Origin of the sequence: Streptomyces sp. NBC_01116, assembly GCF_041435495.1 — a bacterium.
In the GTDB taxonomy this organism is placed as follows: Bacteria; Actinomycetota; Actinomycetes; order Streptomycetales; family Streptomycetaceae; genus Streptomyces.
In genome coordinates this window covers 8427193-8448194 of the sequence record NZ_CP108644.1, presented here as the reverse complement: position 1 = coordinate 8448194, position 21002 = coordinate 8427193, and the positions used below count along the sequence as shown (strand labels likewise).

At 73.6% G+C, this 21002-nt stretch carries 10 protein-coding genes and 1 riboswitch; of the genes, 5 read left to right on the top strand and 5 right to left on the bottom strand.

The features are described 5' to 3' along the window. Positions 1-8: 8 nt before the first annotated feature. From OG245_RS36610 to OG245_RS36595, 4 genes are all read right to left on the bottom strand, one after another. Positions 9-791, bottom strand: coding sequence for an ABC transporter ATP-binding protein (locus OG245_RS36610; RefSeq protein WP_371627641.1), 783 nt, complete (start codon positions 789-791; stop codon positions 9-11). Then, complete coding sequence (locus OG245_RS36605) at positions 791-1900, bottom strand: FecCD family ABC transporter permease (RefSeq protein ID WP_371627640.1); 1110 nt, start codon at positions 1898-1900, stop codon at positions 791-793. Before OG245_RS36605 ends, OG245_RS36610 begins: the two co-directional genes overlap by 1 nt. Before the next feature lie 100 nt (positions 1901-2000). Further along, positions 2001-2129: riboswitch (cobalamin riboswitch) on the bottom strand. 102 nt (positions 2130-2231) lie between these two features. Next, entirely contained in the window at positions 2232-3386 is a 1155-nt protein-coding gene (locus tag OG245_RS36600) for an endonuclease/exonuclease/phosphatase family protein (protein WP_371628090.1), read from the bottom strand. Positions 3387-3409: 23 nt separating this feature from the next. Then, positions 3410-4105, bottom strand: coding sequence for a M15 family metallopeptidase (locus OG245_RS36595; RefSeq protein WP_371627639.1), 696 nt, complete (start codon positions 4103-4105; stop codon positions 3410-3412). Between the two features lie 86 nt (positions 4106-4191). On the opposite strand from OG245_RS36595, the gene OG245_RS36590 reads away from it, so the two are divergent. Genes OG245_RS36590 through OG245_RS36580 form a run of 3 tightly spaced genes read left to right on the top strand, consistent with a single transcriptional unit; the run spans position 4192 to position 6336 of the window. Further along, a complete protein-coding gene (locus OG245_RS36590; RefSeq protein ID WP_371627638.1) occupies positions 4192-4890 on the top strand; it encodes a response regulator transcription factor in 699 nt (232 codons plus the stop codon). After that, positions 4883-6007: a sensor histidine kinase gene (locus OG245_RS36585; protein ID WP_371627637.1), complete on the top strand. Its 1125-nt coding sequence runs from the start codon at positions 4883-4885 to the stop codon at positions 6005-6007. The genes OG245_RS36590 and OG245_RS36585 overlap by 8 nt, the downstream gene beginning before the upstream one ends. Next, a complete protein-coding gene (locus OG245_RS36580) occupies positions 6004-6336 on the top strand; it encodes an antibiotic biosynthesis monooxygenase (RefSeq protein ID WP_371627636.1) in 333 nt (110 codons plus the stop codon). Before OG245_RS36585 ends, OG245_RS36580 begins: the two co-directional genes overlap by 4 nt. Positions 6337-6428: 92 nt before the next feature. Here the strand turns inward: OG245_RS36580 and OG245_RS36575 are convergent, their stop codons facing one another. Then, a complete protein-coding gene (locus OG245_RS36575; RefSeq protein ID WP_371627635.1) occupies positions 6429-6974 on the bottom strand; it encodes an AAA family ATPase in 546 nt (181 codons plus the stop codon). A 132-nt stretch (positions 6975-7106) separates the two neighbouring features. Between OG245_RS36575 and OG245_RS36570 the strand changes: the two genes are divergently transcribed. Beyond that, on the top strand, positions 7107-19844 hold the full coding sequence (locus OG245_RS36570; protein WP_371627634.1) for an amino acid adenylation domain-containing protein: 12738 nt from the start codon (positions 7107-7109) through the stop codon (positions 19842-19844). 265 nt (positions 19845-20109) lie between these two features. Continuing rightward, positions 20110-20997: an SIS domain-containing protein gene (locus OG245_RS36565; RefSeq protein WP_371627633.1), complete on the top strand. Its 888-nt coding sequence runs from the start codon at positions 20110-20112 to the stop codon at positions 20995-20997. Positions 20998-21002 lie beyond the last annotated feature (5 nt).

The window sequence follows — 21002 nt, the reverse complement described above, 5'->3', positions numbered from 1 at the left end:
AGGCTCCTTCAGGAGGTGGGACGGGCAGAGGCAAGGTCGAAGAGCAGTTGGAGCGCGCCGGTCTCCGGATGTGCGACGCGGTGCGCCCGTACACCGAAGACGTCGGCCAGCAGCTCGGTGGTCAGGACCGCGTGCGGGGAACCGGAGGCGACGATCCGGCCGCGGTCGATGACGTGGACCAGGTCGCAGTGCAGGGCCGCCAGATTCAGGTCGTGCAGGGCGGTGAGGACGGTCAGGCCGCTGCCGCGGACCAGGGCGAGGACCTCCAACTGGTGCGCGATGTCCAGGTGGTTGGTGGGTTCGTCGAGCACCAGGACCCGGGGCTGCTGGGCGAGGGCGCGCGCGATCAGGACGCGCTGCCGCTCGCCGCCGGAGAGGGTGAGGAAGCCGCGTTCGGCAAGGTGTCCCGCGCCGACCCCCGCCAGCGCCTCGTCGCAGAGGCGGCGGTCCTCGTCGGACGCCCGGGCGACGGGCCCCTGGTGCGGCAGCCGCCCCATGGCGACGATCTCGGCGACGGTGAAGTCGAATTCGGCGACCGCGTCCTGCGGAAGGGCGGCCAGCCGCCGGGCGCCTTCCCGGGTGCTCAGGGCGTGAAGGTCCTCACCACCGATCCTGACGGCGCCCGCCGAAGGGCGCAGGGCCCGGTAGACGCAGCGCAACAGGGTCGACTTCCCGCTGCCGTTGGGACCGACCAGGCCGACGAGCTGGCCGTCGGCCGCGCCCAGGGTGACCTGGTTGACCAGCCGTGCACCGGCGATCTCGACGGTGAGCGCGTCGATGTCGATCCGCATCAGATGCCTCCGAAGGAGTAGGCGCGCCGGCGCATGAGGAGGAGGAAGCAGGGAACGCCGATGACCGCGGTGAGGACGCCCACCGGCAGCTCGGCCGGCGCCAGCACCACGCGCGAGAGGATGTCCACCCAGATCAGCAGGACGGCTCCCGCCAGGGGTGCGACGGCCAGGAGCCGGCGGTGGTCCGCGCCGACCAGCATCCGTGCGGCGTGCGGGACCATCAGGCCGACGAAGCCGATCGCCCCGCTCACCGCGACCACCGCCCCGGTCACGGCCGCGGAGACGAGGAAGAGCTCCTTGCGCAGCCTCCCGGGATCGACCCCGAGGGCGGCGGCGGTCTCGTCCCCCATGGCGAGGGCGTTCAGGCGCCGTGCCGACCAGCAGAGATGCGCGAGGCCGGCGAGCACCGCTCCGGCGGCGATCGGCACGGCGGCCCAGTTGGCCCCGCTCAGGCTGCCGAGCAGCCACATCATCGCCGAGCGGGCCGCTTCCCCGCGCTCGGCCGCGAACACCATGAACGTGGTCACGGCGGAGAAGCCGTAGTACATCGCGGTGCCCGTCAGGACGAGCCGGAGCGGGGTCAGTCCGCGTTCGGTGCGGGCGATCGCGTACACGAGCAGCATGGCGAGGAGTGCGGAGAGGAACGCCGCCGTGGACAGGGCCCAGATGCCCAGCGCTCCCAACGTCCCGAAGATGAGCACGGCGTTGGCGCCGACCGCCGCGCCCGAGGAGATGCCGAGCACGAACGGGTCGGCCAGCGCGTTGCGCACCATGGCCTGGACGGCGACGCCGATGGCGGACAGGCCGGCCCCGACGACGGCGGCCAGCACGGCCCGTGGCAGGCGCAGTTCCCAGACGATGGTGTAGCCCGGGACCTCGTCGGGGCCGATGGCTCCGCCGGCCAGCCCTGCCCACAGATAGCGCGTCACCTCCGACCAGGAGAGCCCCGACGCCCCGAGTGCCGCTCCGCAGACGAGGGAGAGGGGCAGGGCCGCGCACAGGCCGGCAAGGAGGAACGGCAGGGGCACGCGCCGGGGTGGCGCCGGTCCGGTGCCGAGGTGCGCGGGGCGCGACGGCTTGGAGGGTATGCGGTCGAGGGACGTGGCCACAGGCAGGTCGCTTTCGCCTCGGGCCGTGCGTCGCGCGATGAGGAGCGGCCCCGGACGGCGGCCGCCCCGCGCAGCGCCCATTCGCAGTCCACGGCGAATCGTCAGGAGCCTTCTCCGCCGCGGGTGATCGGGCTCACGGAACCCGGGGGCTCCGTCTACCGTTGCGGGTCAGCGCCGGATTTCGACCGGACTTCCCCCGTGGCGGAAAGCAGCCTAGCGCGTGCGTTGATCGCGCCCCGGCGGCGGGTGAACCGCAGCGGGACGCGGAGGGTCCGGGCGCCCGCCCCGAGGCCGTCGGGGATTCCCGGCGCCTCCGGAGCCCTCCGCGGTGTCACCAGCTGACGCGGGCCGCCACCGGGAGATGGTCGCTGCCGGTCGCGGGCAGCACCCACGAACTCTCCGGCTCCACGCCGCGGACCAGGATCTGGTCGATCCGCACCACCGGGGAGGTGGCGGGCCAGCTGAAGCCGAACCCGTCGCCGGACGCCTCCTGCGCCGATCGCATCCGCGAGGTGATGCCCGCGTACGCGCGGTCGTCCAGGGTGCCGTTCAGATCGCCGAGCAGCACCACCCGCTCGTTCTGCTCGGCGGCGAGGGCCTGGCCGAGCGACCGCGCGCCGGCGTCCCGTTGCCCCGACGAGAGGCCCGCCCTGGGATTCACCCGTACGGATCCGAGGTGCGCCACGTACACCGCCAGGGGCCCGTGGTCCGTGGCCACCGTGGTACGCAGTCCCCGGTTGTACTCCAGCTTGACGTCGGCGGGCTTCGCGTCCCCCAGCGGCCCCGCGTCCATCTCGACGTCGACCGGCCGGGTGTCCGACAGCGGCAGTCTGCTCCACACGCCGACCGTGCCCAGCACCGTGTGGTGCGGATACGTGGTCGCCAGCTCCCTCTCGTACGTCCCCCGGGCCCCCGGGTCCAGCTCTTCGAGCGCGAGCACGTCCGCGCCGGAGGCGACCAGGGCGCGTGCGGTGCCCACCACGTCGGGGTTGTCGGCGCCGACGTTGTGGCTGACCACGGTGAGGTCGCCGCCCGGGTGGGACTTGTCGGTGAGCAGTCCGCCGAAGAGGTTCAGCCACACGACGGCCGGCAGCAGGAGCGCGACGGCCGCGAGGACGGAGCGGCGCAGCAGCGCCCCGGCCAGCAGCACCGGGATGAACAGGCCGGACCACGGGAGGAAGGTCTCCACCAGACTGCCGAGGTTCCCGATCCGGTTCGGGATGCTCGCGTGCAGCAGCATGAGCAGGCCCAGCAGCAGCGACGCCGCCGCGAGCACCCGGCCGCGCGTCCAGACGCCCTTCCTCGTGCCGGTGTGCCGGGGGCCGGTGCCCCCGGGGTCCGCGTCCCGGAGACCGGCGTCGCCCTGCCGGGAACAGGCCGCGTCCACGTCGCTCTGCGCGGTCCCGGCCGTAGGCCCGTCACCCTGTGCGGTCCCGGCCGTAGGCACGTCGCTCTGTACGGTCCCGGCCGTGTCCACCGGCGTCATCGTCCGTCCTCGCTCGCTGCCGGTCACTTTCGCATCCTCGGGTCCTGGGTGGGGTCGGCATACATGCGCGGGCAACCCCGGTCGATCGCTTCCGTGCGCAGTTCGTAGTGCCAGGGTTCGTTCCGGTAGGTCTGGCACAGCCCGTATCCCGCGCCGTGCTCGGACAGCCACTCCGTCGCGTCCGCCGGTCCGATGTCGACCGCGTCCCCCGACACGTGCGGCGACGTCTTCGCGGTGGCCACCCAGCGGGCGGCCTCGGCCTCGGACCCGTACCGCGCGATCGCCTTGCGGAGCAGCTGATCCTGATATTCCGGTGATCGCCAGCCGCTGTTGACGACGAACTCGACGCCGTCCCGCGCCGCCTCCCGTGCCGCCCGGCGGAGGGCCGGGAGCAGATCCGGGTCGAGGTTGGCGACGGCCGGGATCCCGTCGTCGAGCACCGTCACGCCGTCGGGGACGGCCCCGTCGGCCTCTCCCAGCGCTCCACCGAGCTCACGGTGGAGCGGAGGCTTTAGAGGTGCCGGCGCCGAGGAGGGATCGGCGGACGGGAAGCGCGGCGAGGCGGAGACCGAGGCCGAGGGCGACGGGACAGGTGAGGGGTTCAGCAGGGCGTGGCCGAGGGCCGTCGCGATCGCTGCCACGACGGACACCGCACCGACGACGAGGGGCCCGCGCGTCCGGCGGGGTGTGGTTCGCGCTGACGGAGGTGGTCGAGTCATACCGCCAGTCAAGGCGGCGCGGTGTTGCCGACCCGTATGCGGTTTTCGATACGCCGACGATAGGTGGCGACTCGTAGCATCGAACCATGCGCGTGCTGATCGTCGAGGACGAGCCCTATCTCGCGGAGGCCGTCCGCGACGGCCTGCGTCTCGAAGCGATCGCCGCGGACATCGCGGGCGACGGGGACACCGCTCTGGAAATGCTGAGCGTCAACACCTACGACATCGCCGTCCTGGACCGCGACATCCCCGGGCCGTCCGGCGACGAGATCGCCGAACACATCGTCGCCTCCGGCAGTGGCCTGCCGATCCTCATGCTCACGGCGGCCGACCGCCTCGACGACAAGGCCTCCGGGTTCGGGCTCGGCGCCGACGACTACCTCACGAAGCCCTTCGACCTCCGGGAGCTTGTGCTCAGGCTCAGAGCGCTCGACCGCAGACGCGCCCACAGCAGGCCCCCCGTGCGGGAGATCGCGGGGCTGCGGCTGGACACGTTCCGCAGGGAGGTCTACCGGGACGGCCGCTACGTCGCTCTGACCAGAAAGCAGTTCGCGGTGCTCGATGTCCTCGTGGCCGCCGACGGCGGTGTCGTCAGCGCCGAGGAGCTTCTGGAACGCGCGTGGGACGAGAACGCCGACCCGTTCACCAACGCCGTACGCATCACCGTCTCGGCCCTGCGCAAGCGCCTCGGCGAACCGTGGATCATCGCCACCGTGCCGGGCGTCGGCTACCGCATCGCCCCGGCGTCCGGCACCGGTACCGGTGAGGGAGCGGACCGTGGCTAGGCGGCCCGGGTTGAGCGTCCGCCTCAAGCTCACCCTCAGCTACGCCGGGTTCCTCATGGTCGCCGGCGTCCTGCTGCTCACGGCGGTGTGGGTGTTCCTCCTGGAGTACGTTCCCGACGACTGGGACAAGCGGATGCTCCACGAGAACCCCAACCGCCAGCTCCTCGCGTACACGTTCGCCCCGGCGGCCGCCACCGTGCTGGCGGTCCTTCTCGTCTTCGGACTCCTGGGAGGATGGGTCCTCGCCGGCCGTATGCTCGCCCCGCTGACCCGGATCACCGAGGCCACCCGCGAGGCCACGCGCGGGTCGCTCGCCCACCGGATCCGGCTGCCGGGCCGCAGGGACGAGTTCCGGGAGCTCGCCGACGCGTTCGACACGATGCTCGCCCGGCTCGAAGCAGACGTCGCCGAGCAGGAGAGGTTCGCGGCCAACGCCTCCCACGAACTGCGGACCCCGCTGGCGATCTCGAAGGCTCTTCTGGAGGTGGCCCGCACCGATCCGGACCGCGACACCGACGAGATCATCGACCGCCTGTACACCGTCAACGGCCGGGCGATCGACCTCACCGAGGCGCTGCTCGTGCTCAGCCGCGCCGACCGGCGTTCCTTCGCCCGGGAACGCGTCGACCTGTCACTGCTGGCGGAAGAGGCCACCGAGACCCTCCTTCCCCTCGCGGAGGAGCAGGGCGTCACCGTCGAGACGGACGCCGAGGTCGCCCTCGCGATCGGATCTCCGGCGCTCCTGCTCCAGCTGACGACGAACCTCGTGCACAACGCGATCGTCCACAACCTGCCCGAACGCGGCACTGTCCGGGTCACCACCGGCGTCCACCGGGGGACCGCGGTGCTCACGGTCGAGAACACCGGCGCGAAGGTCACCCCCCAGCTGGCCTCGACGCTCACCGAACCGTTCCGGCGCGGCGCCGAACGGGTGCGCACCCACCACGCGGGCGTCGGCCTCGGCCTGGCCATCGTGCAGACCATCACCCGCGCACACGACGGAACGCTCACTCTCGCCCCGCGCGCGGAGGGCGGGATCCGCATCACGGTGGAACTTCCCGCGACAGCCCCGCCCGCCGACGGAGTCCGGACGTCGTACGGCAGGATGGAGCCATGAGCGTAGTCAAGATCAATGTGCTGACCGTCCCCCAGGAACAACGCGAGACGCTGGAGAAGCGCTTCGCTTCCCGGGCCCATGCCGTGGAGGGCTCCGACGGATTCGAGTGGTTCGAGCTGCTCCGGCCCGTCGAGGGCACGGACGACTACCTCGTCTACACGCGCTGGCGTGACGAGGCCTCCTTCCAGGCGTGGATGGAGGGGCCGATGAAGGCGGCCCATCAGGGCGGCGGCGGCGCCGGGAGCGCCGAGCGCCCCCAGCCGGCGGCCAGCGGGTCCACGGTGTGGTCCTTCGAGGTCGTGCAGCAGGCCGCCCCGACCGGCGCGTAGCCGGGCGGGCGCAGCTGTGTGACCTGCCCGGCCGGACCGCGACCGGCCGGGCGGGGCGCTGCCTCCTGCCGGGCCGGGCAGGCCCCGGGGTGTCAGCGGTCGACCGGCGGCAGGCCGTCCAGGCCGGTGTCACGCATGATGCGGTCGACGGTCCCGGCCAGGACGCTGTCGGGACCGATCACGGTCTCGACACCGTCGGGCAGCACATCGCGGGGGCGGTACCAGTCCCGCAGCTGGTTCTCGTCGACCGCGTCGGCGATCGGCTTGGTGGCGTGCCGGGCCACGGTCTCGGCGAACGGGACGTCCAGGTAGTACCCGTGGGTCGGGCCGCGGTGGTCGGCGCGCAGCCGGGCGAGCATGTCACCGTAATGGTCGGCGTAGAGGATGCCCTCGACCACCACATGGAAGCCGGCGTCCAGGGCGTAGCGCGCCGTCAGGTCGATCAGGCCGATGTTGGCCGCCCCCGGCCGGTCGCGTTCGCGCAGCACGGTGCGGCGGAGGTTGTCCTGGCCGACCACGGCCAGTCCCCGGCCGAAGCTGTCGCGGAGACCGGCCGCCACACTCGACTTCCCCGACGCGCTGTTGCCGCGCAGGACGATCAACCGGGTCTCCTCGGTCCCCACGTTCACGGTGGACACGCTAAGGGCTGTCCCGACCCGAACCCGTCCACCAGGTCACTCCCAGGGTGCATGCGCTCTCCTCCCGACGGCTGATTCCCCGCGAGCTGAGCGTTTTTAAGATCATTCTCCGAGGAACGAACCGACGGACCGGTGGAACACGACATGACATTGCTGGATGTACTGCTGGACGCGGTCCGTGAGGCTCCCGGGCAGGTCGTCGTGCATGTCCGCGGCGACGGCGGCGAGTTGACGGTCGGCCTGCGCGAGCTCCTGGACGACTCCCTGCGCGTGGCCGGAGGCTTCCGGGAGGCAGGAGTCGCGCCCGGGACCTGTGTCCCGTTGCTCGCCGACCGCAGCGAGGACTTCCAGCCGATGTTCTGGGGTGCGGTGGCGGCCGGTCTCGTTCCGGTCCCGCTGGCGCCGGACGCCCGTCGGGTGCTGCCGGTCTGGGAGCACCTGGGGCGGCCGCCCGTCGTCGTGGACGCCTCGACGGCGTCGCTGACCGGTGAACTCCCGGGCGCCGTACGCACCCTGACCCTCGATGTCCTTCGGGAGGGACCCGTCCTGCGGGAGCCTGTCACCGCCGGGCCCGACGACGTCGCGTTCGTGCAGTTCTCCTCGGGGAGCACCGGTGCGCCCAAGGGGGTGGAGGTGACGCACGGCGCGGTGCTGGCCAATCTGGAGCAGATACGGGCCGCTTCGGCGCTGGGCCCCGACGACGTGGTGGTCAGCTGGATGCCGTACTTCCACGACATGGGGCTGATCGGCACCCATCTCGCTCCGCTGGCCGCCCGGGCCCGGCAGGTCAAGATCGGTCCGCTGTCGTTCGCCAAGAGGCCCCGCCTGTGGTTCGAGGTGGCGGCCCGGCACCGGGCCACGGTGCTGTCCGCCGCCAACTTCGCCCTGGCACTGGCCGTACGCCGTGTTCCCGACGAGGTCCTGGCCCGGCTGGACCTCTCTGCCGTGCGGCTGGTCCTGGTCGGGGCGGAGCCGATCGCGCCCGCGGTGTGGCGTGCCTTCGCCGACAAGACCCGGCCTTCGGGGCTGGACCCAGCGGCGGCCCAGCCGGTCTACGGCCTGGCGGAGGCGACGCTGGCGGTGACCTTCCCGCCGCCGGGGGAGGTGGCCGAGCCCCTGGTCCTGGACCGGGCGTCGTTGAGCCGCGGCGTGGCGGTGGACGCCGAACCGGGCGATGGGGCCGTCGAGTTGATGGACGTCGGGCGGCCGGTGGCCGGCTGCGCCGTGCGCATCGTCGACGACGCGGGCACCGTCCTCGGAGACCGGCGGACCGGGCACATCATGGTCAGCGGCCCCCAACTGGCCCGTGGTTACCACCGTCTTCCCGACGTCAGCGCGGAGGTGTTCGCCGGGGGATGGCTCCGCACCGGTGATCTCGGGTTCCTGCGCGACGGCCGACTGTGCGTCACGGGCCGGCACAAGGACGTGCTGTTCCTCAACGGCCGCACCTTCCACGCCACGGACATGGAGGAGGTCGCGGCCGCGACGCCCGGACTCCCTCCCGGCACCCCGGCGGTGGTCGGGTCGACCGACCCGGTCACCGGTGCTGAGCGCGTCGTGGTGTTCGTCCCCTGGGCACGGCCCGCGAGCGAGGCTGCGGACGTACTCGAACGCGTCGCGGCCCGGGTGCGCGAGGCCCTGCTCCACGACGATGTGCGGGTGCTGGCCGTGCCGCCGGGCGCGTTTCCGCGTACGACGAGCGGCAAGCTGCAACGTCGGCGGCTGCGGGAGCGTTTCGAGGAGGGCGCGTTCGGGTCGGGTGAGCGGCGGGCCGGTGAGCCGGAGGCGGGGAAGGGCGCCGCGGGTGACGGAGGTGGCAGCGCGTCTGCCGTGACCGGTCCGGCGGAATCCGCACGGCCTGCGGCGGAACCTCCCACGACGGCGCCCCGGGGCGGGGCGGAGACCGTCGAGATCGTGCGGGATGCGTGGGCACGGGTCCTGGGGCGGCCCGCCGGGTCGATCGGGGCGCACGAGCCGTTCGGGAGCCTCGGAGGGACGTCGCTCAAGGCCATGGAGGTGCTGGTGGCGCTGGAGGACGCCTTCGGTGTGACACTGCCGCCGGCGGTCATCCGCGACCACGGCACGGTGGCCGCGCTGGCCGGTCACCTTCTGACGGTGGTGCCCGGTCCAGTGACGCCAGGTACGGGAGCCTCCGATGCGGAAACCTTGGAGAGCGGCCCTCGGCGGACCGGAGGAACGGCCGCGGTGGGCGCGACCGGGCCCCAGGGTGCCGCCACCGCCGCGGCCGTCATCGGGATGGCCTGCCGGTTCCCCGGCGCCGACAGCCCCGAGGACTTCTGGGAGCTGCTCGTCGACGGGCACGACGCCGTCGCCCCCGTACCACGTGGACGATGGGACGACGGCCAGGACCTTCCGAATGCCCGACCGGGTTCGGCTCCGGCGGCTCCGGCAACACCGATGACTCCGGCAGTTCCCCGGAAGCGATGGGCTGCGCTCCTGGAGGATCCGGCCGCTTTCGACCCCGGCTACTTCGGCATCGGCGAGGACGAGGCACGCGCACTCGACCCGCAGGCCCGGCTCTTCCTGGAACTCGCGCACGAGGCCCTCGAACGTGCCGGATACGCGGGGCCCCGCCGACGCGGTCGCAGGATCGGTGTGTTCGCGGCGGTCGGGGACAGCGGCTATCGGGAAGTCCTGGAGCGGGCCTCGGGCTACGGCTCCCCGCTGCCCGGGGTGCTCACCGGAAACCTGCCGGCCCTCGTCGCCGCCCGGGTCTCGCAGAGTCTCGACCTCGACGGTCCCGCGCTCGCGGTGGACACGGCCTGCTCGTCGGGCCTGGTGGCTCTGCACCTGGCCCGGCGCAGCCTCCTGGACGGCGAGTGCGACCTCGCCGTCATCGGCGGGGTCAACCTCCACCTGACCTCGGCCCCGCACCGGCTGCTGGAAGAAGCGGGGGCCCTCTCCCCCACCGGGCGCAGCCGCGCCTTCAGCTCCGACGCCGACGGCTTCGTGCCCGGCGAGGGCGGCGCGGCCATCGTCCTGACGCGCCTCGACGCCGCCCACCTGAATGGCGATCCGGTGCTCGCGGTGGTCCGGGGCACGGCCGTCAACAACGACGGCCGGTCGATGAGCCTCATGGCGCCCAACCCGTTGCGGCAGCGGGAGGTCATCACCCGGGCGTACGAGGCGGCGGGCGTCGATCCCGCCTCGGTGAGCTATGTGGAGGCCCACGGGACCGGCACGGCCGTGGGGGACCCGATCGAGCTGCGTTCGCTGGCCCACGCCTTTCCCGGACTACCCGACGGCGAACCGCGGTTGCTCGGTTCGGTGAAGACCAACATCGGGCATCTGCTGAACGCCGCGGCACTGCCCGCGCTGGTGAAGGTCGTGCTGGCGCTGGGCCACCGCAGGCTCCCGCCGTCGCTGCACCACTCCCCAGCCTCTCCTGGCCTCGCCGCCGCAGGTTTCACCGTGGTGGCCGAGGCACGGCACTGGACGTCCGCCGAGCCCCTCGTCGCGGGGATCAACGCGTTCGGCTTCGGCGGCACCAACGCCCATGCCGTCCTCGAACAGGCCCCGCCCCCGGCGTCCCCGGTTGTCTCGGCAGTCCCTGCCGCCTCGGCTGTCCCTGCCGTCCCAGCTGCCCGGTCGACGGGTGTCGCGGGTGAAGTCGCGGCCGAAGGGCCTCACCTGCTGACGCTGTCGGCGCGCAGCGCGGGCGCGCTGCGGGACTCCGTGGCCCGGCTCGCCGCGCACCTGGAAAGCCGTCCGCTTCTGCGCGAGGGCGACGTCTGCCGAACCGCGAGCACGTCCCGGGACGATGGGCCCCACCGGCTCGCCGTCATCGCCGACGGTGACCTGCGGGACCGGCTCTCCGCCATCGCCGCCGCGGGAACGGGAGTGGCGGGCGGGCAGGTCGGGAGCCTCGTCCGCTCCCGGCCGCGCGTGGTCTTCCTGTTCCCCGGGCAGGGTTCGCAGTTCCCCGCCCAGGACCTGGCGCTGTACCGGACGGCCCGGGTGTTCCGGGACACGCTCGACGAGGCGTCCGCGCTGCTCGGTCCGGTGTACGGGCGGCCCCTGCTGGACTGGGCGCTGGACCTGGAAGCGGACCCCGCCGCGCAGGCCGCGACCGAGGTGGCGCAGCCGCTCCTCGTCGCCTCCGGGGTGGCTCTCGCCCGTCAGTTGCGCACCTGGGGCGTGGAGCCGGACGCGGTGGCCGGGCACAGCGTCGGGGAGATCACCGCCGCGTGTGTCAGCGGGGTGCTCACTCTCGGGGAGGCGGTGCGGTTCGCAGCCGAACGCGGCCGTCTCATGGGCGCGTTCACCGAGCCTGGAGCCATGATCGCCGTGCGCGGGGGTGAGGAGGCCGTCGCCGCGGCGGTGGTGGAGTCCGACGGGGCGCTCGCCGTGGCCGCGTACAACGGTCCGGGGCTCCAGGTCCTCTCCGGGGGCGTCCGTGCGGTGGAGCGCGCCGCCGCCGACCTCGAAGGGCTGGGCTTCCCCACGCGTCGGCTGCGGGTCTCCCGGGCCTTCCATTCACCGCTGATGCGGCCGGTCGCCGACCGGCTCGCCGACGCGGCCCGTGCGTTGGACCCGCAGGTGCCGTCCGTTCCCCTCCTGAGCACCGTCACCGCCGAGTGGCAGCCGGTCCTCGGCCCGGAGTACCTGCGTGACCACGCCGAGCGTCCGGTGCGGTTCGGGGCGGCCGTGGAGCGGCTGGCCCGGGAGGGGTACGACACGTTCGTGGAGATCGGCCACGGCGCGACCCTGTCGGGTGCGGCCCGCGCGACGACGGAGGCGTACGCGGCCGGCATAGCGGTGGAACGCGTCGGCGGAGCTGGAACGTCCAGTACGCCCACCACCTCCGCCGGGTCCGGTACGTCCAGTACATCCAGCTTGTCCAGCGACGCAACGATCGTGGTGTGCGCCCTTCCGGGACGTTCCGACGGCCGCACGGACGCGGAGCGGCTCCCCGACGACGGGCACGGCGGGCGCGGGGCCCTGCTCGGAACCATCGGCCGCCTGTGGTCGCACGGCGTGCCGCTGGACCGCACCGCGCTCGACGCGGAGCACCAGCGGATTCCTCTGCCCACGTATCCCTTCCAGCGCAGCCGCTACTGGGCCGATCCCCCCGCGAGCCCTCTGCTGCACCAGGTCCTGTGGGAGGACGCCGCCCTGCCCGCAACGACAGCGGCAGCGGCAGCGGCAGCGGCGACCGTGCGTTCGGTGCTGCTGACAGGGCCCGACTCCGCGTACGTCGACCGGCTGGCCTCGCAGCTCTCCGCCGAGGGTGTCCGGATGTACGAAGCGGGCGACGGGCCGCCGGATGCCGTGGTCCTGGTGGCCGGTCCCGCTCCCGTCCAGGACACCGCCGACGCGCTCGGCCGGGCCCAGGACGCCTCGCTGGCCGCCTTCGGCGAGGCCCTCGCACGGTTCGACGAGGCACGCGCGGACCGGCTGCTGGTGTTGACCGAGGACGTCCACGCCACGGGGGCCGTGCGGGAGAGGCCCCGGCCGGCCCACGCCGTGCTCGGCGGGCTCCTGCTGGCGCTGCCGCAGGAGACTCCGGGCGCCGCTGCCACCGCCCTCGACCTCTGCTCACTGGACACCCCGGCCCAGCGCCTCACCTCCGTGCTGGCCGAACTGACCGAACTGAAATCGGGCGCCGGCACGCCGGGCACGGTCGCCACCGTGGCCTGGCGCGCGGGGCGGAGGCTCACCCGCCGTTTCGCACCGCTGACGAGCGGCTCGACAGCACCGGATTGGGCGACGCGGTCACCGCTGCCGGCCGACGGCACCTTCCTCATCACCGGGGGCGGTGGCGGAGTCGGCGCCGCGCTCGCCCGGGACCTCGCCGGCCGGGGCAGCCCCACCCTCGTACTCGCCGGGCGCTCCCCCCGTCCTCCCGCAGGACTGGCGGAGGAACTCCGCTCGCTGGGCGCCACCGTCCACTACCGCGTGGCCGACGTCTCGGTGGAGCAGGACGTCGACGCACTGCTCGCCGGACTGCCCCGCCTCGACGGCCTCTTCCACGCCGCGGGGGCAGTGCGGCCAGGGACCCTCCGCAACAGGCGCGCGGAGGAGACGGCGGAAGCGCTGGCCGCCAAGACCCGGGGCAGTCTGCTGCTCTCGCTGGCCCTGCGCCGGCACGGGCTCGACCCGGCGGTCCGTGTCGCGTTCTCCTCCGTCAGCGCCGCGCTGCCCGGCCTGGCGGGAGCCCTGGGCGACTATGCCGCGGCCAACGCCTTCCTCGACGCGTTCGCCGCGTCGGAACGGCACGCCGGCAAGCCCTGGCAGTCGGTGAACCTCGCGGCCCTCACCGGGACGGGCATGGCGGCGGCCCTCGGAACCGGGGCGGGAGGCGCCTCCGCCACCGTGCGGAGCCCCGGGGGACGGTCCGTTGCCCTCGGTCCCGCGCTGGCGGCGCTCCGTACGGCGTGCGGCATCGACGCGGCGCAGCTGCTGATCGCCGACCTCACACCGCCCCCGGGACCCGCGGGCACGGCGGGCGCGATCCCGCCGACGGAATCCACGGGAACGGAACCCGGAACGGAATCCCGCACGGAACCGGCGCCCTCGGGCCGGGCCCCCCACATCGGCACGATGGTGGACAGCAGTACGGGCGCGGGCGCCGGACCCCGTACCGGCACCGCGCCGCTGCTTCGGCGGCTGCTGGCCTCGGCGCTGCGTCTGCCTGCCGCCGGGGTCCTCGACGACGAACCGTTCCTCGCCCTCGGCCTGGACTCGCTCGCCGCCGTCGACCTCGTCAGGCAGCTCGAAAGGGAGCTGGGCAGGCCGCTGCCCGCCACGCTCTTCTTCGAGTACCGGACGATCGCCGAACTGGCCGCGCACCTCGACTCCACACCCTCCCCCGCACCGTCGGCCGACTCCACCCGCGCCCTCCCGCCCGCCGCGACTCCCGCGCCGGACGGGGTCGCCTTCCCGCTCACCCCCGTCCAACTCGCCCTGCACACCAGCAGTCGGCTCCACCCGGACATCCCGGCCCACGGCTACGTCCGCCAGACCGTCCGGGGCCCCCTGGACAGCCGGCTCCTGGGCCGGGCGCTCACCGCGCTCGCCGACCGGCACAGCATGCTCCGGATCCGCATCGAAAGCGCGGGAAGCACCGGAACCGGAAGCACCGACGACGGGATGCGGGACGGGATCGGCTCGGCGACGCCGGCGCAGTACGTCGCGCCGCCCGCCGCGCTGTCCGACTGGTACGAGGTCCGCGAACTGAGCGGCCGCATCGAGGAGCTCGAAAAGGCCCTGTGCAACCGGCCGTTCGACCTCTCCGCCGAGCCTCCCGTGCGCGCGCTCCTCGCCCGGGAGAACCCGGAGTTGTCCCATCTGGTCCTGGTCATCCACCACGCGGCCGGTGACGGATACAGCCTCAACGTCCTCGCCGGGGAACTCTGGTCGCTGTACACCGCCCTCGCCGACGGGCAGACACCGACGCCGCCCGCGCTCGGCACCGACTTCGCCCGGTACGCTGCGGCCACCTCCGACGAGCGGTCCTCCGTGGACGGGGTGAGGGCCCTCGCCGCCGACCGGCGGTACTGGTCGGGGCGGCTGGAATCCCTGGGCGAACCGCTGCGACTGCCGTACGACGGTGATCCCTCCGCCCTGCCCGCGGCGCCGATGACCACGCGTCAGAGTGCCCTCGACCCGGTGCTGACCGCCGCGTTGACGAGGCGGGCCGCCGCTCACGGGGTGAGCCTCTTCCATCTGCTGCTCGCCGTGCACGTACGCTGTCTGGCCCGGTGGAGCGGGCAGCGGGCGATCGCGGTGAACGTCGCCCGCGCCCGGCGGGACGATCGCCTGGCGGGCCTGGACCGGCTCGTGGGGCCGCTCGCCGACACCCTTCCGCTGCTCTGCCGGACGGACCCGGACGAGTCGGTGGAGGCGCTCGCCGGGCGGCTGGCGGGGATCTGGCTGGAGAGCGAGCGACACGCGAGCCTCACCGGCCTGGACCTGGCCCGGCTGCTGCCGTCGGAGCCGTCCGGGTCCGGCCCCCGGACCGTGAGCCCGGCCGGCTTCAGCTTCTCGCGCTTCCCCGCCGCTCTCGACGGGCGTTGCCCGGTGAGCGTGCGGCCGACCGCGGCCGGCACCGCCACCGCCGCGACCCGTCTGAGCCTGCTGTGCTGGCAGGACGAGGCGGTGCTGCGCTTCTCGTGGAACTTCCCCGTCCGGCTCTTCGACCCGGCGACGGTGGCACGCCTGGACCGGGACTTCCACGACGAGTTGGCCGCACTCGTCGAGCCTCGGCCCGACGCCCCGGCCGTCACGGAGCCCCTGCCAGTCCACGGCACCGGCACCGGCACCGGCACCAACGACGGTTCCGCCCCCGCACCCGCCTCCGCCTCCGCCACGATCGTGCGTCGGCTCGTCGAGCGGTTCCGGGCCACTCCGGGCGCGGTCGCCGTCGACAGCGGCTCCACCACCCTGACGTACGCCGAACTCGACCGTGCCTCCCACGTCCTCGCGACCACTCTCCTGGCCCGCGGCGTCACCCCGGGAAGCCTCGTCGGGCTTCTCACCGAACCCGGCGCCGATACCGTCGTGTCGGTCGTCGCGGTCCTGCGCGCCGGGGCGGGCTGGGTCCCGCTGGACGCCGGCCACCCGACCGCACGGCTGACGGACCAGCTCACGCGCTCGGGCGCCCGTACGGTGCTCTGCCACAACGCCACCCGTGCCGTGGGGGAAGCGCTCGGCGACGTCGCCCTGGTGTTCGTCGACGCTTCGGCGCCGCCTTCCAGGGGCGCGGGTTCCGAGCCTGCCGGAGGCCCGGACCGGGTCGCCGTTTCCGTTCCGTCGCCGGACGGACTGCCCGCACCCGACGGCCCGGTCGTCGCCGACGACATCGCCTACGTGATCTTCACTTCCGGATCCACCGGCCGCCCCAAGGCCGTGCCCATCACCCATCGGTCGATGGAGAACTACCTCGACTGGGCGATCGACACCTTCGGATACACCGAGCGCGACCGGCTCGCCCAGACCGCGTCGCCCTGCTTCGACGCCTCCGTCCGCCAGCTCCTCGCCCCGCTGCTCGTCGGCGCCACCGTGGTCACCGTGGCCTGGGACCTGCTGCGCGATCCCGACCGGCTGCTGACCCACGTCGTACGCAGCGGGATCACCGTCTGGAGCTCCGTCCCCACGCTCTGGGAACAGCTCCTCGGCGCTTCCGAGGAACGCGTACGCAACGGCGCGCCGGTGCCGGACCTGACCGCGCTCCGGTGGATCCATGTCGGCGGCGAGGCCCTGTCACCCGCCCATGTACGCCGCTGGTTCGACCTCTTCGGCGACGGCCAGCACATCGCCAACCTGTACGGCCCGACCGAGGCCACCATCAACACGAGCTGCCACATCATCCGGGCCCGGCCCGGCGACCAGGTGCGGCGGCTTCCCATCGGCCGTCCCGTCTCGGGCACGGAGGTGGAGGTCGTCGGCCCCGACGGAGAGCCCGCGCGGCCCGGCGAGCCCGGTGAGCTCCTCATCTCCGGAGTCGGCCTCACCGCGGGCTACCTCGGCGAACCGGCCCTCACCGAGGCCGCGTTCACGGTGCGGCGTGGTCGCCGGTGGTACCGCAGCGGCGACCGGGTGCGGTGTTCCGAGGACGGCGTACTGGAATTCCTCGGGCGGCTGGACGACCAGGTGAAGATCCGGGGCAACCGTGTCGAGCCGGGCGAGATCGAGGCGGTGCTCCAGACCCACCCGGACGTCACCCACGCCGTCGTCCTCGCCGAGAACGGACGCCTCACCGCCTTCGTGACACCGGGGCCCGCGTCCTCCGGAGCGGATGCCGTGGCGCTCCGGCTCCATCTCGCGGAGTCTCTGCCCGCGTACATGCTTCCGTCCCGGATCACCCGTGTCGACAGGATGCCGCTCACCAGCACGGGCAAGATCGACCGACGTGGGCTCCCCGCACTCCAGGAAGCGACCGAACCGCACGGGACGCACACGGACACCGGCAGCGGCGTGCGCGCGGGCGACGTCCGTACACCGCCCCGCACTCCCACCGAAGTACGGCTGGCCGCCATCTGGTCCACCCTGCTCCAGGCCGACGGCGTGTCCCGCGAGGACGACTTCTTCGTCCTGGGCGGCGACTCCCTTCTCGTGCTGGAAGTGTTCGCCCGGCTGGAGAAGCAGGGAGGTCCGCTCCCCCGGCCGACCGTCATCTACCGCAACCGCACACTCGCGGCCCTCGCTTCCGCGGTGGACGCGGCAGAGGTCACCGCCGCGGACCCCACGGACGCCACGGACCCCACGGATGCCACGGATGCCACGGGTGTCGGCGTGGACGCTCCGAAGGCTGTGGACGCCTCTGACGCCCTTGACGCCGCAGCGGACGCGTCGCCCCGGGAAGGCGACGCGGTCGGTGGCCGCACCGGGACGCTCGATCCGGCCGCCGCTCCCCCGCCCTTCCCGCTCACTCCCACCCAGCGGGGCTTCCTCCTCGCCGAAGCCATCGCACCGGGCGCGACCTCTTCCTGGCTCACGCGGTTGCGTCTGCACGGCCGCCTCGACACCGCCCGCTTCCAGGGCGCGGTGGACACGCTCGTCGGGCGCCACCCGATGCTCCGTACCGTCTTCCCCGCCGGGGCGCGCCCGCCCGTCCAGCAGGAGCTTCCGTCCTCGCTGCGCCTGCCGGTCGACTTCGAGACCCTCACCGACCCGGAGCAGGTGGAGGAGCGGATCACCGCCGAACGGGCCCGCCGTTTCGAACCCTGGGCGTGGCCCCTGTTGCGCCTGCGGGTGCTCACCGTCGCACCCGACGAACACGTCCTGGTGGCACACGCCCACCACATCATCGGCGACGGCTACAGCGCCGCCCTCCTGGTACGGGAGCTGACGGCCGTGTACGACGCCCTGTCCAGCGGCGAGGAACCGGCCCCGGCCCCCCTGCGCAGTTCCTTCCGCGACCACGCCCTCCGGCTCGCGGAGCGCACGGACACGCCCACCGCCCCGACCGGTGCGGACCGGTGGGCGCGGCTGAGGGCGCCCTACCGGCCGCCCGTGCTCGCCGCCGGGACGACCACCACCGGCTCCCCTCCGGGCAGCCACGCCGGCCCGCTCTTCCGCACCTGCGGGTTCACGGTCGACGCCGACCAGGTGGCGGCGCTCCGCGAGCTCGCGGCGCGCACCGGGTGCACCCTCCACGCCCCGGTGCTCACCGCCTACTACCGGGCCCTCGTGTCCGCCACGGGACGGCCGGATCTGGTACTCGGTCTCGCGGTGAGCGGCCGGGACCGTTCCCTGCCCGACGCACACCGGGTGTTCGGTCCCTTCGCCACGGCCGTTCCCCTGCGGCCGGCGGGTCCGGCGTCGAGGCGGTCCGACAGCGCGGGTTTCGAGGACGATCTGCGGCGCGTCGCCGCCGAGGCCGCCGAGGCGCGGGCGTACGAGGGGGCCGTGCCGGCGCTGTCCAACGGCCTGCCCATGGCCTCGCAGTTCTTCTTCACCTATCTGGACTTCTCCGCCCTGGGTCCGGAGAGCGGCAGGACACTGGCGGTCACCCGGGAGAGCGGCGACAGTGTGTACACCCCGCCACCGGCCGGTACGGACGTGTTCCTGGCGGCCGTTCCGGACGGCGGGCGGCTGCGAATCACCGTCCGCGCGGCGGCGACCGCGTTCACCGAGGAGGGGCTGACGGCCTTCACGGACTCGATGCGCGTCACGCTGGCGCACGCGGTGGCCGCACCCCGGCCCGGCCCCGATCGCCTCGGCGACCCGGACGGCCCCGGCCTCGACGCTCCGCTGGACGCCGCGCTCATCGGGTATCTGCCGTCCCCGGCCGACCTCGCCCGGCTGGCAGGTCTGCCCGAGGAGGCGCTGCCGCGCGAGCAGGTGCGGAACCTGCTGTTCCCGGACGGGCGGCCACGGCTGCTGGAGACCCTGACGACGCCGCTGGGCGGTTCGGGCTTCGTGTGCGTCCCGCTGTTCGCGGACGAACTCTCCCCCGGCGACGCCCTGGTCGGGCACACCACGCGGGGAATGGAGCTCGCCTCGTCCCTCGGTGCGCGGGCCGTTTCCCTGGCGGGCATGATCCCCTCGCTCACGGGCTACGGCTTCGACGTCCTGCGGGCCGTCGGCAGTGCGGATAACGGGCCCGTCGTCACCACCGCGCCCGTCGTCACCACCGGTCACGCGGCGACCGTCGTTTCCGTCGTCAGCACCGTACACGCGGCTCTCGGCGCGACCGGGCAGCACCTGGAAGCTCTCACCGTCGCGTTCGTGGGGCTCGGCTCGATCGGTTCCTCCTCGCTGGAGTTGCTGCTCACCAGGGCCCAACGGCCGCCTGCCCGGCTGCTGCTCTGCGACGTGCCGGGCAGCGGGCCACGGCTGAAGGAACTGGCCGAGAACCTGCTGGAACGCGGCCTCGTGGAGATCGTGGAGGTGGTCGAGTCGGCCGAGTCCGACCATGGGCTGCCCGACGCCGTGTACGACGCCCGCCTGATCGTCGCGGCGGTCAGCGGGGGCGGCGCACTCCTGGACATCGACCGCCTGGCACCGGGTACGACGGTGGTCGACGACTCGTTCCCGCACTGCTTCGACACGTCCCGCGCCATCGGCCGGATGGAACGGGCGAAGGACGTTCTGGTCGTGGGCGGCGGGCTGCTGAGCGCCGGCCCGGCGGAGCGGCGGGTGGCCGAGGGCCTCCCGGCCGCCGCGGTGGCCGGATACCTCGCGCAGCCGATGGTGCCGGACACCGTCGCGTCCTGCCGGCTGGAGTCCCTGCTCCAGGCCTCGGGGGCCGACGTACCGCTCGTCCACGGCACGGTCGACGCGGCCACCGGACTGGCCTACTGGGAAGCGGCGGAGGCGACCGGCGTCCGCGCAGCGCCCCTGCATCTGCTCACCCGCACCATCGGCCCGGACATGTTCACCCGACGCCCCTGGAGTTCATGACCCTCGGGAACCGGAGGACCTGGCCGTCTTCCATCACGCCGCCGCGCGCCGGATCCGCTGGCCCGGCCCCGATGTTGATCCGTGGGGCGGGGCGGATCTTCCCGGCCCGGCGCACGGCGCTGAACACGTGCGTGCCACCATGCGCCATCGGGCCGGGGATCGTCCGGCGGCCTGCGCGAACCCGACAACCGGCTGCTTGATATTGCGCGAAATGCGCGCCTAATATGCAGCTTCGAGCATCGATCGCCGGGAACAGGGAGCACAGATGACGCACGTGGCTCAGGAGCTGGCCAGTCAGCCCGACTGCTGGCAGGTGGCCGCCGGCATGGCGGACGGGCTCGCCCACCGGCTTCCGGCGGCCGGCGAGCGCATCGCCGTGGTCGGCTGCGGTACGTCGTACTTCATGGCCCAGGCCTACGCGGCGCTCCGGGAGGGCAGCGGCCAGGGCGAGACCGACGCCTTCGCCGCTTCGGAGTTCCCGACCGGCCGCCCGTACGACCGGGTCGTGGCGCTGAGCCGCTCCGGCACCACGACGGAGGTGCTCGGGCTCCTCGGGGAGATCGGTGGCACGACCCGCCGCACGGTGGTCATCGGCGACCCCGACACCCCGATGGCGGCGATGGCCGACGACACGATCGTGCTCGAGTTCGCCGACGAGAAGTCCGTCGTGCAGACCCGCTTCGCCACTTCGGCGCTGACCCTGCTCCGCGCCCATCTGGGCCTGCACACCGACGCGGTCGTCGAGGACGCCCAGGTCGCGCTCGCCGAGCCGCTGCCCGTCGGCCTCGTGGAGTGCAGCCAGTTCACCTTCCTCGGGCAGGGCTGGAGCGTGGGGCTCGCCAACGAGGCCGCGCTGAAGATGCGCGAGGCCGCGCTCGCCTGGACCGAGGCGTACCCGGCGATGGAGTACCGCCACGGACCGATCAGCATCTCCACCCGTTCCACCGCGACCTGGATGCTCGGCGAGGCCCCGTCCGGGCTGATGGACGAGGTGCATGCGACCGGTGCCCGCTGGGTGGCCGGCGGCCTCGACCCACTGGCGGAGCTGGTCCGGGTGCAGCGTCTGGCCCTGGCCATCGCGAACGCCCGCGGTCTCGACCCGGACCGGCCGCGCCACCTCACCCGCTCGGTCATCCTCAGCAGCACGGTCTGACGGCC